A 15,367-nucleotide genomic window follows, 5' to 3' on the forward strand; every position below is an offset into this window, starting at 1 on the left:
CTCGGCCAGGACCTCGAAGACCGGCGAGATCAGCGCTCCGGCCCCAGTTCTATCTCGCCCCAGTTCTACCTCGGCAAGCTCAGCGCGTGAAGGCCTGCTCCAGGAGCGTCTGCTGCTGGGCCGCGTGCAGCTTCGCGGTACCGGCGGCCGTCGATGCCGACGCCGGGCGCGAGACCACCTTGACGTAGGGCACGTCCACCGGCAGCGCCAGGTGGATGAAGCTCCAGGCGCCCTGGTTCTGCGGCTCGTCCTGGACCCAGACCACCTCGGCGTCGCCGTACTTGGCGATCTCCTCACGGAGCTGCGCCTCCGGGAACGGGTAGAGCTGCTCGAGGCGAACGATGGCCACGCCCTCGTCGCCGCGCTTGGCGCGCTCCGCGAGGAGGTCGTAGTACACGCGTCCCGTGCACAGGAGCACCCGGTCGACCTTCGCAGGGACCGCCGTCGGGTCGGTGATGACCTCCTGGAAGGTGCCCGAGGTGAAGTCGTCCACCGAGGAAGCGGCCGCCTTGAGGCGCAGCAGCTGCTTCGGCGTGAAGACCACCATCGGGCGGCGCGGGCGGGCGTAGGCCTGACGGCGCAGCAGGTGGAAGTACGACGCCGGGGTGGACGGCTGCGCGATCGTCAGGTTGTTCTCGGCGCCGAGCTGGAGGAACCGCTCGATGCGAGCCGACGAGTGGTCCGGCCCCTGACCCTCGTAGCCGTGCGGCAGGAGCATGACGACCGAGGACGACTGGCCCCACTTCTGCTCGGCGGACGAGATGAACTCGTCGATCACCGTCTGGGCGCCGTTGACGAAGTCGCCGAACTGCGCCTCCCAGAGCACCAGGGCGTCCGGGCGCTCCACCGAGTAGCCGTACTCGAAGCCGAGCGCCGCGTACTCCGACAGCGAGGAGTCGTAGATCCAGAACTTGGCCTGGTTGCCGGACATGTACAGGATCGGGGTCCACTCGGCGCCGGTCTCCCGGTCGTGGAGCACCGCGTGCCGCTGCACGAAGGTGCCACGGCGTGAGTCCTGGCCGGCGAGGCGCACCGGGGTGCCCTCCGCGAGCAGCGAGCCGAAGGCCACGAGCTCGCCGAAGCCCCAGTCGATGCCGCCTTCCTTCGCCATGAGCTGGCGCTTCTCGAGCAGCTGGGCGAGCTTGGGGTGGACCGTGAAGCCCTCCGGCGGCGAGGTGTGCACGTCGCCGACCCGCTGCAGCAGCTCCGGCGAGATCGCCGTCTGCCAGCCCACCATCGTCCCGGCGTCCTCACGCTGGGACTCGGGGCGCTCCAGGCCGGCGATCTGCTCGGTCTGCGGCGCCGGGGTGAACCCGCCCTTGGTCTCGGTGAAGACCCGCTCGAGCTGCGACTGATAGTCCTGTAGCGCGCCCTCGGCCTCCTCCACGGTGATGTCACCGCGCGCGACCAGGTTCTCGGTGTAGAGCTTGCGCACCGAGCGCTTGGTCTCGATGAGGTTGTACATGAGCGGCTGCGTCATCGACGGGTCGTCGCCCTCGTTGTGCCCGCGGCGGCGGTAGCAGATGAGGTCGATGATGACGTCCTGGCCGAACTGCTCGCGGAACGCGAAGGCGAGCTCGGCGGTCCGCACGACGGCCTCGGGGTCGTCGCCGTTCACGTGCATCACCGGGACCTGGTAGCCCTTGGCGACGTCCGTCGCGTACGTCGTCGAGCGGGACGCCGTCGGACCGGTGGTGAAGCCCACCTGGTTGTTCACGACCACGTGGATGGTGCCGCCGGTGCGGTACCCGCGCAGCTGCGACAGGTTCAGCACCTCGGGAACCACGCCCTGGCCCGCGAACGCCGCGTCGCCGTGCACCAGGATCGGCAGCACGGAGAAGCCGTCCCCACCGAGGTCGATGCGGTCCTGCTTGGCGCGGACGATGCCCTCGAGCACCGGGTCGACGGCCTCCAGGTGCGACGGGTTGGCCGCGAGGTATACGCGTGTGGTGGCGCCGGACTCCGACGTGAACGTGCCCTCGGTGCCGAGGTGGTACTTCACGTCGCCGGAGCCCTGGACGCTCTTCGGGTCGAGCTGGCCCTCGAACTCCTTGAAGATCTGGCCGTAGCTCTTGCCCGCGATGTTCGCCAGCACGTTCAGGCGGCCACGGTGGGCCATGCCGATGCCGACCTCGTCGAGGCCGCCCTCGGCGGCACGGGACAGGATCGCGTCGAGCAGCGGGATCAGCGACTCGCCGCCCTCCAGCGAGAAGCGCTTCTGCCCGACGAACTTGGTCTGCAGGAACGTCTCGAACGCCTCGGCGGAGTTGAGCCGGCGCAGGATGCGGAGCTGGTCCTCCCGCGGCGTCTTGGCGTAGCCCGCCTCGAGGCGCTCCTGGAGCCACTTGCGCTGGGCCGGGTCCGCGATGTGCATGTACTCGATGCCGATGGTGCGGCAGTACGAGTCGCGCAGCAGGCCGAGCACGTCGCGGAGCGTCGCCTTCGCCTTGGGGCCGAAGCCCGCCGTCGGGAACGTGCGGTCCAGGTCCCAGAGCGTGAGGCCATGGGTCTGGATGTCCAGGTCCGGGTGCTTGCGCTGGCGGTAGGCGAGCGGGTCGGTGTCGGCCATGAGGTGGCCACGCGAGCGGTACGCCTGGACGACCTCGGCGATCTTGGCCGGCTTGGCGGCCTCGACGTCGGCGTCGACCGTGTTGTCACGAACCCAGCGGACGGGCTCGTACGGGACGCGCAGCGCCGCGAAGACTCGGTCGTAGAACCCGTCCAGGCCGAGCAGCTTCTCCGAGATGATCTTGAGGAACTCGCCGGACTGCGCGCCCTGGATGATGCGGTGGTCGTATGTCGACGTGATCGTCATGACCTTCGAGACGCCCATCCGGGCGAGCTGCTCCTCGGACGCGCCGGCGAACTCCGCCGGGTAGTCCATGGCGCCGACGCCGACGATGGTGCCCTGGCCCTGCATCAGCCGCGGCACCGAGTGCACGGTGCCGATGCCGCCTGGGTTGGTCAGCGAGATCGTGGTGCCCTGGAAGTCGGGCACGCCGAGCTTGCCGCCGCGGGCCTTGCGGACCAGGTCCTCGTAGGCGGCCCAGAACTCGGCGAAGTCGAGCTCCTCCGCCTTCTTGATGCTCGGCACGAGCAGCTGGCGGGAGCCGTCCGGCTTGGCGAGGTCGATGGCGAGACCGAAGCCCACGTGCGCGGGCTGGTTCACGCCCGGCTTGCCGTCGATCGGCTCGTAGTGCGCGTTCATGACCGGCATGTCCGCCAGCGCCTCGATCAGCGCGAAGCCGATGAGGTGCGTGAACGAGATCTTGCCGCCGCGGCCGCGCTTGAGGTGGTTGTTGATGACGATGCGGTTGTCGACCATCAGCTTGGCGGGCACGGCGCGCACGGAGGTGGCGGTGGGGACCTCGAGCGAGGCCTCCATGTTCGTGACCACCCGCGCGGCGGGGCCGCGCAGCTTCTGGATGTCGTCGACGGCGTCCGGGTGCGCCACGGGGCGCTCGAACGTGTCCGCGTAGTGCGTGGTGGGTGGTGTGGCGATCGGGTTGGCCGGGTTGACCTTCGGGTCGGCCGGCAGGACCTTCTCGCGTACCGGCTGCACAGCCTCCGAGGCGGCGGTGCCGCCCGTCACCGGTGGGGCTGTCTGCGGGGGAGCGGCCGGAGCAGGCGCCGGCCGAGCGGGCGCCTGCTGAGCAGGTGCCGCCGGGGCGGAGGCTGGGCTCGCCGTGGCCTTGCCCGTGTCACCGGAAGCCTTGTCGGCGGTAGCCTTCGGGGCGGCCTCAGCAGTGCCGTCCTTGGTGGAACCGTTCTCGCTCGGGGTGTAGTCGGCGAAGAAGTCCCACCACGCGGGGTCTACCGCGTTCTTGTCCTTCAGGTACTGCTGGTAGAGCTCGTCCACAAGCCATTCGTTGGCTCCGAATGACGAGCTCGCCACGCTGATCGACTCTGAACCAGCCTTAGCTGACACGCGCGGATCGCCCACCTTCACCACAGTTGCGTTCTCAGCGCGCCACCCTTGTCGCAGCGCGCACAGCCCGAATGTTTTCGGACCCTCCAAGGGTAGGCCCTTCGGGCCCCTCGGTGGGCGTGATCCTGCGGGTGCCGCGGACCGTCCGGGCGCCAAAGAAGTTGGTTCGTCATGTTTCTCGCACCTAGAGCAAAACTCGGGCAACGTTGGGCCTGGAAGTAGCCAACGCGGCGTTACGGGGTTTGTCGTAGGGCAGACAACCTTTGGCGCGTGTGACTGAAATCACGGGACTCAGTCTCACACTCTGGCCGTCACCACCCCTAGGCTTCTCGGTTTCTCGCAGGATCCGTTCTCGGCCGCAGCTGCCGGGAGCGGGGGGCGCCGGGCGCCGGGTCAGTCCGAGTGAGTGGTCGAGACGCCCGGCGCCGGGTGTGCCCGCGCCGGGAGGGTGACCCGCATCGTCGCGCCGCGCTCGGAGTCGACCACCTGGACGTAGCCCCCGTGCAGCTCGACCGCCCAGCGGACGATGGCGAGGCCTATCCCGGTCCCACCGCTCGAACCGACGGTGCCGCCGACGGCGCTGTCCGGCGCCTCCGAGAAGGCAGTGTGCGCGCCGCTGTCGCGCGCCCGGCCGCCGTCGCGCGCCCGGCCACCGCCGTCGCGCCCCCTGCCGTCGCCGCCCCGGTCCGCCGTCGACCCCGTGCCACGGACGAACCGCTGGAAGATCCGCTCACGGTCCGCCGCGGCGATGCCCGGGCCCTCGTCGCTGACCTCGAGCACGACGTCGGACCCCTCCGTGCCGTCCACCGGGTAGGCGTCCAGGCGGATGACGCCGCCCTGCGGCGAGTGCCGGATCGCGTTCTGCAGCAGGTTGATGACCACCTGGTGCAGGCGTTCGGCGTCGCCCTCGATGGCGAGCTCCTCCGGCGTGACGTCGACGACGTAGTGGAGGTCCTTCGCGGCGTCGACCATCGAGAGGTCCTCGGCGCAGTGCTCGAGGAAGTCGCCCACGGCGATCGTGCCGACGTTCAGCGCGGAGGCGCCCGCCTCGATGCGCGAGAGGTCCAGCAGGTAGGTGACGAGCCGCGTCAGGCGTTCCGTCTGCGCGTGTGCCTGCTCCAGGGCGCCCGGGGTGGGCTCCACGACGCCGTCGACCATGTTCTCCAGCTGGGCCTTGAGCGCGGCGACGGGGGTGCGCAGCTCGTGCGACACGTTGGCGATCAGGTCGCGGCGCGTCTGCTCGACCGAGGCCAGGTCCTCGGCCATCCGGTTGAACGCGTGCGCGAGCTGACCCACCTCGTCGCTGCTCGTCGCACGGACCCGCCGGGTGTAGTCGCCGTCGGCCATGGCCTGGACCGCCTCGGTGATCTCCCGTAACGGCGACGTCATGCCGCGGGCCAGGACCTGCGTGACCAGCAGCGACAGGATGATCGCCAGGGGGAACGTGCGGCTGGGCCCCAGGGAGGCCTGCAGGCCGAGCCAGGTGATGAGCACAGCGGCGGTCACGGTGGCCGCGACCAGCACGCCGAGCTTGATCTTCAGGGAGCGCAACGGATCGAGCGGCCGCACGTCGGGGACGCGGGGCACGTGCGGTCTCATCGGGTCACTGGTTCGCGGGCGGCTCGAACGCGTACCCGACGCCGTGCACGGTGCGGATCAGGTCCGGGCCGAGCTTGCGGCGCAGCGCTTTGATGTGGGAGTCGACGGTGCGCGTGCCGCTCGCGTCGGCCCAGTCCCAGACCTCGGCGAGCAGGCGCTCCCGCGTGAGCACGGTCTTGGGCGAGCCCGCGAGCATCACGAGCAGCTCGAACTCCGTGGGGGTCAGGTGGACCTCCTCGCCACCGCGGTAGACGCGCCGCTGAGCCCGGTCCACCGTGACGTCGCCCATCATCATGGGCGGGTCGGCGGGGGTGGTCGCCGCGGCCTGTGCCGCACGGTCCACGCGCCGCAGGAGCGCCTTGATCCGGGCCACGAGCTCGCGCATCGAGAACGGCTTGGTCATGTAGTCGTCCGCGCCGACGCCGAGGCCGACGAGCATGTCGGTCTCGTCGTCCCGCGCGGTGAGCATGAGGATCGGCGTGGGGTGCTCGGCCTGGATGCGCCGCGTGACCTCGAGCCCGTCGATGCCGGGCAGCATCACGTCGAGCACGACGAGGTCAGGGCGTAGCCGGGAGGCGGCGTCGACGCCGGACAAGCCGTCGCGCGCTACCTCGACGCGCCAACCCTCGGCGGACAGCCGCTGAGCGATTGCTGTGGCGATCGTCGGCTCGTCCTCCACCACGAGCACGGTCGCGCTCTGCTGACCGGTCGAGGCTGCGGCCGACGCCGTACCGGGCTGCTGCGGGGCCCCAGGCGACTGGGGGATACCAGATGACATAGGTCAATCATGCCTGCACCTACCTGATAAGACACTGAGGCAAGCCTGAGAGTCGGGCCAAGGATGCCTCCGTGCGGTGCTCCGCAGAGCGTTTCGACCGTGCTCCCGCAGCCGGGTGCACGCTGTTCCCGCTACGATCGTTGGCACGATGACCGAGCGATATCCCGACCGAAATCCCTGGCATGCACCGGACTCTCCCAGTGCCCCCCGGAGCGCACGATGACCGGCGACTGGATCATGGTCGCCGTCGGCGTTCTTCTCACAGCAGGTACTGCTGTCTTCGTGGCGGGGGAGTTCTCCCTCGTCACCATCGATCCCGCCGTGATCGGCGACTCCGACGACTCGGAGGGAGACAGACCCGGCCGGACCAGGTCTGATTCTCGCTCCACTTCTCGCCCCACGGTCACGAACGCTGCCCGGCCGGGTCTCGGCCAGAGCGTCCGGGACCGCAGTGTGCGCACCGCGTTGCGCCACCTCTCCACGGAGCTGAGCTCCGCCCAGGTCGGCATCACGCTGACCACGATCCTGCTGGGCTACACGGCCCAGCCGGCGCTGAACTCCCTGCTGTCCGCGGCGTTCGGCGCCTCGTCGGTACCGACCGCCGTCTCCGCGGGGCTCGCGGGCGTCCTGGCCGTCGTGCTGGTGAACGTGTTCTCGATGGTGTGCGGCGAGCTGATCCCCAAGAACTTCGCGCTCTCTGCGCCCCTGGCCACCGCGCGCGTGGTGGTGCCGGTGCAGAGGGTGTTCACGATCACCTTCAAGCCGCTGATCAGCGTCCTCAACGGTTCGGCCAACGCGCTGCTGCGCCGGATGGGCGTGGAGCCGCGGGAGGAGCTCTCCGGTGCGCGGTCCGCGTCCGAGCTGGCCTCGCTGGTGCGCCGCTCGGCAGAGGAGGGCACGCTCGAGGAGTCCGTCGCGACCCTGCTGACCAACTCGATCGAGCTCGACACGCTCAGTGCCCGCGACGTCATGACCGACCGGCTGCGCATGTCCGTGGTGGACCGGGCCGCGACGGCGGAGGACGTCGTCTCGCTCGCCCGGCGTACCGGCCACTCGCGGTTCCCGGTGATCGGCGAGGACCGGGACGACATCGTCGGCCTCGTGCACCTGCGGCGCGCGGTGGGCGTGCCGCACGACCGGCGGAGCGAGGTCCCCGCCGCTGCCCTCATGGTGGACGCGCCGCGCGTCCCCGAGACGGTGCGCCTCGGCCCGCTGCTCGTGGAGCTGCGCGGGTTCGGCCTGCAGATGGCCGTCGTCGTCGACGAGTACGGCGGAACCTCCGGCGTCGTGACGCTGGAGGACGTCGTCGAGGAGCTGGTGGGCGACGTCGCGGACGAGCACGACCCCCGCCGCGCGGGCGCGGCCCGCGCGGCCGACGGCTCCTGGATGGTGCCGGGTGTGCTGCGTCCCGACGAGCTCGACGAGTACACCGGGATCGAGGTGCCGGAGGGTGCCGCGTACGAGACGCTCGGCGGCCTGGTCATGGCCGAGCTGGGCCGGATGCCCGTCGTCGGCGACCAGGTCACGGTGGGCAGCGCGGTCGCCCGCGTGACGCTGCGCGTCGAGGCCATGGACGGGCGCCGCGTCGAGCGGGTGCGCGTCCGGCCGCTGCCCGACGACGACGGTGGCGACGGCCGGGCCGGCGACGACCGGGCAAGGAACGACCGGGCCAGGGCCGACCGGCCGCGCAGCGAGAAGGGGGCGAACCGATGAGCACGACCACAGCGCTCGTGATCGGCCTGGTGCTGCTCGCGGGCAACGCGTTCTTCGTCGGCGCGGAGTTCGCCGTCATCTCGGCGCGCCGGAGCGCCATCGAGCCGCTCGCCGCGGCGGGGGACCGGCGCGCCGTCACCGTCCTGTGGGCGATGGAGCACGTCTCGCTCATGCTGGCGTGTGCGCAGCTGGGCGTGACCGTCTGCTCCACCGGCCTCGGGATCGTGGCGGAGCCGGCACTGGCGCACCTCCTCGAGGGACCGCTGCACAGCATCGGGGTGAGCGACAGCCTCACCCACCCGATCGCGCTGGTCATCGCCCTGTCGCTCGTCGTGTACCTGCACGTGGTGCTCGGCGAGATGGTGCCGAAGAACCTGGCCGTGTCCGGCCCCGACAAGGCGGTCATGTGGTTCGGGCCGCCGCTGGTGCTCCTCGCCCGCGTGCTGCGCCCGGTGATCGGCGGCCTGAACTGGGTGGCCAACCACGCGGTGCGGCTGGCCGGCGTCGAGCCGAAGGACGAGGTCGCGTCGGCCTTCACCGCCGAGGAGGTGCAGTCCATCGTGGAGCACTCCCAGGCCGAGGGCGTGCTGCGCGACGAGCAGGGCCTCCTGACGGGCGCCATCGAGTTCTCCAACCGCACCGCGAGCGACGTCATGGTGCCGGTCGGCGGCCTGGTGGCCGTCGATGAGACGAGCACGCCCGACGACGTCGAACGGCTGGTGTCGAAGCACGGCTTCAGCCGTTTCCCCGTGGTGACCCACGACGAGGGAGGCGACGAGCTGGTCGGATACCTGCACCTCAAGGACGTCCTGTACGCGACGGGGCCGGCCCGGTTCGAGCCGGTGGCCGTGTGGCGCGTGCGCGCGCTGGCCGCCGTCGGCCCGGACGACGAGGTCGAGGACGCCCTGCGGGTCATGCAGCGTTCCGGCTCCCACCTCGCGCGGGTCGAGGGCGCCGACGGCGAGCTGCTCGGCGTCGTCTTCCTCGAGGACATCCTCGAGGAGCTCGTCGGCGAGGTGCGGGACGCCATGCAGCGTCGTTGAGCGCGGCGTCCTTGAGCAGGGACCGGCCAGGTAAGGGGCACGTGATGTGCAGGTCTGCTCAGGCACGGGCCGGGGGTTGGCAGGCGGGCCGCCCCCGGTTAGTGTCGCGTGCGACATACACGCCGCGCGGGACCACGGCACACATGACGACGGAGGACCAGTGGAGTCCACGGCTGTGACGAGCATGGAGCCTGCCCTCACGACGCGCCGTGCCCGGCGCGAGGCGGAGCAGCGCACCCAGACGACACGAGGCCGGTCCACGCGCGCGGCGACGTCGTTCGACCGGCTCGTCACGGGGTCCGTGCCGAGAGCCGCCAGGCCGACGTCCTCGGTGCCCGCCGGCCAGCGGTTCATCTCGCGGGCGACCGTGATCGGCACGCTGGCCGCCGCGACCATCGCGGCGCCCCTCACGCAGGCCATGCACCAGACCGGTGAGTCCCCGTTCGACGTCGAGGCGCCGCCCACCGGGCCGAGCACCCTGGACCTCGTGACGCAGCCGGTGGAGCGCCCCGAGACCTCCGGGTCCGTGGTGCGTGCCGAGGCGATCACGCGCACGGAGTCGGCGGCCAGCCGCTCGCTCGACCGCAGCCCCCTGCCCGAGTGTGACGTGAACGCCTCCGTCGACGGGACCAACGGCGCACTCGCGGACCACTCGCTGTGCGAGCTGTGGCAGCCGGGGGAGTACCTGCGGCCCGACGCCGCGATGTCGCTCAGCGCGCTCAACGAGGCCTTCCGGGCCTCGTTCGGGCGGGAGATGTGCCTCGTGGCGAGCTACCGCGACCTCGACACCCAGTACGAGATCAAGGCCTCGCGCGGCTACTTCGCCGCGTCACCGGGCACGTCCATGCACGGCTGGGGCCTCGCGATCGACCTCTGCTCCAAGGAGACCGGGGACAGCGAGGTCTTCTCGTGGCTCTGGGCCAACGCGCCCACCTACGGGTGGCAGAACCCCTCGTGGGCGCAGCTCGGCGGCAGCAAGTACGAGCCGTGGCACTGGGAGTTCGTGTCCGGCGTCAGCGAGAAGGGCGAGTGGCGAGGGTAGCCGGCCTGCGTGGCTACAGCCGTAGATGCGTGTTCGGCCCGAAGTCCTGGCGGAACACCGGGCCTTCGCTCGCGAGCTCGGCGGCGAACGCCGGCGCCCACGCGCTGTAGGGCTCCATGGCCAGCGACTCGTTGGAGAACCGGCGGTCGTCAGTGATCTCGGTGACGCAGAAGTCCGGTATCTGCAGGCCGGTGACCGGGCCGGAGCGCTCGCACTCTGCCACCACGAGCGGGTGGTTGGCACCACCGAACACGTCGATCGACCAGCCGTCCGCACCGAGCCACACCGCGTAGCGGATCTTGACGATGGGTGCGCCGCCGCGGCGGACCAGCTCGACGCCGACGCTCGGGTCCAGCTGGCGTTCGGCCTCGTAGCGGGTGCCGCCGATCGCCGGTCCCTTGACCGTGACGGCGGCGAAGTCGATGTCCCCGGTGTGCGCCCGGAGGATCTCAGCGGGATCAGTGACACCCGTCAGGTCGGCGTCGACGTCACCGGCCTGGACACGGACGCGGAGGGCGTAGCCGTCGTCGGCCAGGAAGTAGGACTGGACGATGAGGGCCGGTGCGTCCCGGAGCTCGGCCGGGAGGTCGCGCACGAAGAACCGGCGCTCGAACTCGAAGTCGGCGTACCCGCGGTCGGCGTCGGCCGCGCCAGGCTCGTCGAAGCGATCGTCGCTCATGAGAGATCCCTCGCCATGCTCGGCAGATGGTGCTCGGTAGGTGCTTCTCGGCAGACGTTGGTCTGCGGATGACACAAGAAGTCTACGCAACCGGCTTCGGGCGAGGAGCTCGGCCGGCCACGAACTCGCGCACCGCGGACATGACCTCGTCCGGGCGGCCGTCGATGCTCCCCGGCTTGAGGACGACGGGCGTGCCGACCAGGGCGATGTTGACGGAGGCGGCGATGCGGCGGACGAACGTGCGCTGGCGGACGACCACCGCCTTCGGGTCGTCGACGTCGATGGCGAGCACCCGCCGGAAGGCCAGCCGCGTCTCGCGGACACCCGTGACCTCGGACCAGAGCACCTGTTCGACGCCGAGGTTGGGCAGCCAGTCGACGAGGCCTTCGTCGTCGAGCGTGAGCACGGGCCACGTGGGAAGCAGCAGGCGACGCACCACGAGGAGCCCCAGGCCGGTGAAGACCAGGACTCCGATGGCGCTCGCGGACACAGCCGCCAGGGCGGCCGGCGAGCCGCTGGTCTGTGCGGCGTCGAAGCCGAGGCGAGCGGCGACCGCGCACAGCACCACGAGCGCGAGCGTGGTGAGGGCGAGCGTGAGGACGTGCGCACGGGACGGGTAGAAGTCCACGGACTCGCTGGGCATACCGGGACACTATCCGCAGGCGGCGACCGATCGGTAGTCGGGCCGAGGTTTCGATACGCGACCGTCGCGTATCGTTTCCCCGGTGCTGAACGAACAGGTCCGCGCCCCGGGACGGCCGCGGGACGTCGGGGCGGACACCGCCGTCCTCACGGCAGCGCTCGACCTGGTCGCCGAGGCCGGCGTCGACGGCGTGAGTATCGAGCAGGTGGCGAAGCGGGCAGGCGTGGCGCGCACGACCGTATACCGCCGGTACGCGACCCGCGACGACCTGGTGATCGCCGCCCTCGTGGCGAACGAGGCAGCCGTGCTCGTCACGTTCCAGATCCCCGAGCGGCCCAGCCCCGCCGACCTGGTCGCCACCTGGTCGGCGGGGCTGAGCGTGCCGCGGGCACGGCGGCTGCTGCGCCGCATGATGCCGGTGCCGCGAGACCACCCGGAGCTGTGGGCGGCCTTTCGCGAGGCGAGCGTCGACCCGCGCGACCAGAGCGTCCACGACCTGGTTGTCCGTGCGCAGGAGCGCGGCCAGCTGGCCGCGGACGCCGACCTCGAGATGGTCCAGGCCCTGCTCACGGGTGCCGTGGCGGTCCACCTCACGAACTACCCCGACGACACGCCGGCCGAGGAGATCGCCGCGTACTTCTGGCGGGTGCTGCGCACCGTCGGGTTCCGGGTCACGGCGCCGAACCATGATCACATGAGGACATGATCGACCGTACGCATCTCCCCATCGACATCCCGACACCTACCAGCGGGGCGGTCCCGCCTGGGACCCCCGTGCAGCCCGTCCGCCCTCCGTCGGGCGCCCCGCACGTGCTGCTGATCCTGGTCGACGACATGGGGTTCGGTGCGCCCAGTCCTTTCGGCGGGCCCTGCCGCATGCCCAACGCCGAGCGGCTCGCCGGCCGCGGGCTGCGGTACAACCAGTTCCACGTCACGTCGCTGTGCTCGCCGAGCCGGCAGGCGCTGATGACCGGCCGCAACCACCACTCCGTCGGCATGGGTGTGACCACGGAGATGGCGACCAGCCAGCCCGGGTACACCGGCTTCCGTCCGGCCAGCGCCGCGACCATCGCGCAGACGCTGTCCGGCAACGGGTACAGCACCGCCGCCTTCGGCAAGTGGCACCAGACGCCGCCGGCCGAGGTGAGCCCCTCCGGACCGTTCGACCGCTGGCCCACCGGCGAGGGGTTCGACCACTTCTACGGCTTCATGGGCGCCGAGATGAACCACTGGTACCCGCAGCTCTACACCGACACCACCCCGATCGAGCCCGAGCAGCGACCGGAGGACGGGTACCACCTCTCCGAGGACCTCGTCGACCGCGCGGCCGAGTGGATCCGCCGCCAGCACGAGGTCACCCCGGACAAGCCGACGTTCACCTACCTCGCCTTCGGCGCCACGCACGGCCCGTTCCACGTCTCCGAGGAGTACCGCGAGCGCTACGCGGGACAGTTCGACGACGGCTGGGACGCCCAGCGCGAGAAGACCCTCGCCGAGCAGAAGCGCCTCGGCATCGTCCCGCCCGAGACGGAGCTGGCCCCGTGGGTCGACGGTGTACCACACTGGGAAGAGCTCGACGAGCGGGAACGCCGGGTCAGTGCGCGGTTCATGGAGACGTACGCCGGGTTCGCGGAGCACACCGACGCGCAGATCGGGCGCCTGCTGGACGACCTCGACGACACGGGCGTGCTCGACGACACCGTCGTGGTCCTGATCCTCGGCGACAACGGGGCCACGGGCGAGGGAGGCATCGAGGGCACGATGCGCGAGCACCTGGTCGGGCACGGGTTCGCCGACGACGTCGCCTGGATGGACGAGCACCTCGACGAGCTGGGCGGACCGCACAGCTACGGGATCTACCCCGTCGGCTGGGCGCTCGCGATGAACACGCCGTACCAGTGGACCAAGCAGGTCGCCTCGCACTACGGCGGGACCCGGGACGGGATGGTCGTGTCGTGGCCGAACGGGATCAGCGCCCAGGGCGAGGTCCGCTCGCAGTGGCACCACCTGATCGACATCCTGCCCACGCTGCTGGACGTGGCCAGGGTGCCGGAGCCCGAGACCATGAACGGCGTTCCGCAGCAGCCCATCGAGGGCGTCAGCATGCGATACAGCTTCGACGACGCCGAGGCCGCCGACCGCCGTCGGACCCAGTACTTCGAGATGGTCGGCAACCGGGGCATCTATCACGAGGGTTGGACGGCGGTCGCCCAGCACGGCATACCGTGGCAGATGGTCGGTGGGCACGGGCCGTTCGAGGACGACAAGTGGGAGCTCTACGACACGCGGGTCGACCCCAGCCAGGCGCACGACCTGGCCGACGCCGAGCCCGAGCGGCTCGCCGAGCTGCAGCGGCTGTTCCAGTCCGAGGCCGAGCGCTACCAGGTGCTGCCGCTCGACGACCGGGTGACCGAGCGGGAGAACCCGCGGATCGCCGGCCGGCTGGACCTGCACGGTGACCGGACGGAGATGACGTTCGGCCCGGCCACGGCACGGCTGGGCGAAGAGGCAGCGCCGAACGTCAAGAACCGCAGCCACACCATCACCGCCCACATCACGTGCGCCACTGACGCCGACGACGGCGTGCTCGTCGCGCAGGGCGGCCGGTTCGGCGGCTGGTCGCTGTACTGCACGGGCGGTCGGGTCGCGTACGCGTACAACTGCTACGGCGCTGACCTCACCACGGTCGAGAGCGGGCTCGCGCTGACGCCGGGGGAGCACCGGGTGGTCGTCGAGTTCGACTACCAAGGCACGGACGCGGAGCCGGGCGGCCCGGCGGCGGTCCGGCTCGTGGTCGACGGCGTCCCGGTCGCTGCGGGGCAGGTCGACCGCACGACCGCCTACTACTTCGCGTTCGACGAGACGTTCAACGTCGGGATCGACCGTGGCACGCCCGTCACGGACGCGTACGAGGCCATCGACAACCGGTTCGCCGGGGAGATCTCGCGCGTGCACTTCGCTCTCGGGTCCGAGAGCGAGCAGGCCGAGACGCGACGGCGCCAGGCGCTGAAGCTGGCGGACGACTGAGGCGGCTGACCCCAGACCGCCCGGTAGGCACGCCATTCTCTGCGTGCCACGCCATCTTCCGCGGTCCGACCGGATCTTCGGTGGACCAGGGCGTGGCACGCGGAGGATGGCGTGGTCCGACGGCATCTCACGGTTGCCGTGGCACGGTTCACCCGACCTAGCGCGGCTCGGCGATCCAGGACCAGAACCGAGGTCCGGCGCCGGCGAGCAACCAGCCGGGCAGGAGCGTCAGGGACATGCTCGACCAGTCCGCAAGGAACGCGTCGCCGGATGCGCTCAGGAGTGCGGCTGTGCCGAAGAGGAGAACCGCACTGACCAATGAGACGATCAGCAGCTTTCGCGTCGTTCGCCGCACACTTCGCGCGCAGACCTCACCGAGTAGTGCGGTCGCGACGATGAACAAGGTCAACGGCCCGGCGAACAGGACCCATCCGAACACGATGCCGATCGGAAGGACGTCTTCTTCGGGCTGACCCGCCCGGGTCGCAGCGAGCAGCGACAGGATCGTGAGGAACGGCCCCACCACCACATAGACGACCGACGACACAACGCCCGCCACCAGGTACCTCTTCCGCATGGGCCGACAGTAGCGGCGCGGCAGGCGGAGACGTGTTCGGGCCTGGAATCGCGGGCCTGGAATCGGTGGGGTTGGAGAGGGCTCCTGTACGGCATTGCACGTGGAACGACCAGAGAACGAAACAGGCCGTGATCAGCGTTTGCGCTGGTCACGGCCTGTTTCTGTTGGTGCGCCTGAAGGGATTCGAACCCCCGACCTTCTGCTCCGGAGGCAGATGCTCTATCCACTGAGCTACAGGCGCGTGGTGTGCCGAACCGCCCGGGGGCCTACGTTCGACGCACGGAGCAGACTACCAGCACTGGCCGGGTGGGCGGGCATCGATATCGGTCAGCGGGGCG

General features: G+C 70.7%; 11 protein-coding genes and 1 tRNA gene. 5 read left to right on the forward strand and 7 right to left on the reverse strand.

All coding sequences use genetic code 11. The features are described 5' to 3' along the window. Positions 1-79 precede the first annotated feature (79 nt). The 3 genes from AB0F40_RS18985 to AB0F40_RS18995 form a co-directional block, all read right to left on the reverse strand. Positions 80-3,895, reverse strand: coding sequence for a multifunctional oxoglutarate decarboxylase/oxoglutarate dehydrogenase thiamine pyrophosphate-binding subunit/dihydrolipoyllysine-residue succinyltransferase subunit (locus AB0F40_RS18985; RefSeq protein WP_357470941.1), 3,816 nt, complete (start codon positions 3,893-3,895; stop codon positions 80-82). Positions 3,896-4,321: 426 nt separating this feature from the next. Then, complete coding sequence (locus AB0F40_RS18990; RefSeq protein ID WP_357470944.1) at positions 4,322-5,527, reverse strand: HAMP domain-containing sensor histidine kinase; 1,206 nt, start codon at positions 5,525-5,527, stop codon at positions 4,322-4,324. 4 nt (positions 5,528-5,531) lie between these two features. Next, complete coding sequence (locus AB0F40_RS18995; protein ID WP_357470946.1) at positions 5,532-6,305, reverse strand: response regulator transcription factor; 774 nt, start codon at positions 6,303-6,305, stop codon at positions 5,532-5,534. Positions 6,306-6,524: 219 nt separating this feature from the next. On the opposite strand from AB0F40_RS18995, the gene AB0F40_RS19000 reads away from it, so the two are divergent. The 3 genes from AB0F40_RS19000 (at position 6,525) to AB0F40_RS19010 (ending at position 10,103) form a co-directional block, all read left to right on the forward strand. Next, positions 6,525-8,018: a hemolysin family protein gene (locus AB0F40_RS19000; protein WP_357470949.1), complete on the forward strand. Its 1,494-nt coding sequence runs from the start codon at positions 6,525-6,527 to the stop codon at positions 8,016-8,018. Further along, a complete protein-coding gene (locus AB0F40_RS19005; RefSeq protein WP_357470952.1) occupies positions 8,015-9,061 on the forward strand; it encodes a hemolysin family protein in 1,047 nt (348 codons plus the stop codon). Before AB0F40_RS19000 ends, AB0F40_RS19005 begins: the two co-directional genes overlap by 4 nt. 160 nt (positions 9,062-9,221) lie before the next feature. Continuing rightward, positions 9,222-10,103, forward strand: coding sequence for a M15 family metallopeptidase (locus AB0F40_RS19010; protein WP_357470955.1), 882 nt, complete (start codon positions 9,222-9,224; stop codon positions 10,101-10,103). A gap of 13 nt (positions 10,104-10,116) precedes the next feature. On the opposite strand, the gene AB0F40_RS19015 is transcribed toward AB0F40_RS19010, so the two are convergent. Next, positions 10,117-10,782, reverse strand: a complete 666-nt coding sequence (locus AB0F40_RS19015; protein ID WP_357470958.1) for a CYTH domain-containing protein — start codon at positions 10,780-10,782, stop codon at positions 10,117-10,119. An 82-nt stretch (positions 10,783-10,864) separates the two neighbouring features. Continuing rightward, positions 10,865-11,425 carry an STM3941 family protein gene (locus AB0F40_RS19020; protein WP_357470960.1) on the reverse strand — a complete coding sequence of 187 codons (561 nt, stop codon included), beginning with the start codon at positions 11,423-11,425 and terminating at the stop codon, positions 10,865-10,867. An 82-nt stretch (positions 11,426-11,507) separates the two neighbouring features. Between AB0F40_RS19020 and AB0F40_RS19025 the strand changes: the two genes are divergently transcribed. Continuing rightward, a complete protein-coding gene (locus tag AB0F40_RS19025) occupies positions 11,508-12,131 on the forward strand; it encodes a TetR/AcrR family transcriptional regulator (protein WP_357470963.1) in 624 nt (207 codons plus the stop codon). After that, complete coding sequence (locus tag AB0F40_RS19030) at positions 12,128-14,452, forward strand: arylsulfatase (RefSeq protein WP_357470966.1); 2,325 nt, start codon at positions 12,128-12,130, stop codon at positions 14,450-14,452. Before AB0F40_RS19025 ends, AB0F40_RS19030 begins: the two co-directional genes overlap by 4 nt. A gap of 157 nt (positions 14,453-14,609) precedes the next feature. Here AB0F40_RS19030 and AB0F40_RS19035 read toward each other — a convergent pair whose 3' ends face one another. Beyond that, positions 14,610-15,029 (reverse strand): hypothetical protein, encoded by a 420-nt coding sequence (locus tag AB0F40_RS19035; protein ID WP_357470968.1) that lies wholly within the window; start codon positions 15,027-15,029, stop codon positions 14,610-14,612. 165 nt (positions 15,030-15,194) lie between these two features. Further along, a tRNA-Arg gene (locus AB0F40_RS19040) sits at positions 15,195-15,270 on the reverse strand. Positions 15,271-15,367 lie beyond the last annotated feature (97 nt).

Source organism: Promicromonospora sp. NPDC023987, assembly GCF_040639055.1.
Taxonomy (GTDB): Bacteria; Actinomycetota; Actinomycetes; order Actinomycetales; family Cellulomonadaceae; genus Promicromonospora.

Bases quoted from the DNA above. Each gene is read 5' to 3' on its own strand.
- AB0F40_RS19030 (WP_357470966.1), top strand. From the start codon at position 12,128: ATGATCGACCGTACGCATCTCCCCATCGACATCCCGACACCTACCAGC.
- AB0F40_RS19020 (WP_357470960.1), bottom strand. From the start codon at position 11,425: ATGCCCAGCGAGTCCGTGGACTTCTACCCGTCCCGTGCGCACGTCCTC.
- AB0F40_RS18995 (WP_357470946.1), bottom strand. From the start codon at position 6,305: ATGTCATCTGGTATCCCCCAGTCGCCTGGGGCCCCGCAGCAGCCCGGT.
- AB0F40_RS19005 (WP_357470952.1), top strand. From the start codon at position 8,015: ATGAGCACGACCACAGCGCTCGTGATCGGCCTGGTGCTGCTCGCGGGC.
- AB0F40_RS19015 (WP_357470958.1), bottom strand. From the start codon at position 10,782: ATGAGCGACGATCGCTTCGACGAGCCTGGCGCGGCCGACGCCGACCGC.
- AB0F40_RS19000 (WP_357470949.1), top strand. From the start codon at position 6,525: ATGACCGGCGACTGGATCATGGTCGCCGTCGGCGTTCTTCTCACAGCA.
- AB0F40_RS18990 (WP_357470944.1), bottom strand. From the start codon at position 5,527: ATGAGACCGCACGTGCCCCGCGTCCCCGACGTGCGGCCGCTCGATCCG.
- AB0F40_RS19035 (WP_357470968.1), bottom strand. From the start codon at position 15,029: ATGCGGAAGAGGTACCTGGTGGCGGGCGTTGTGTCGTCGGTCGTCTAT.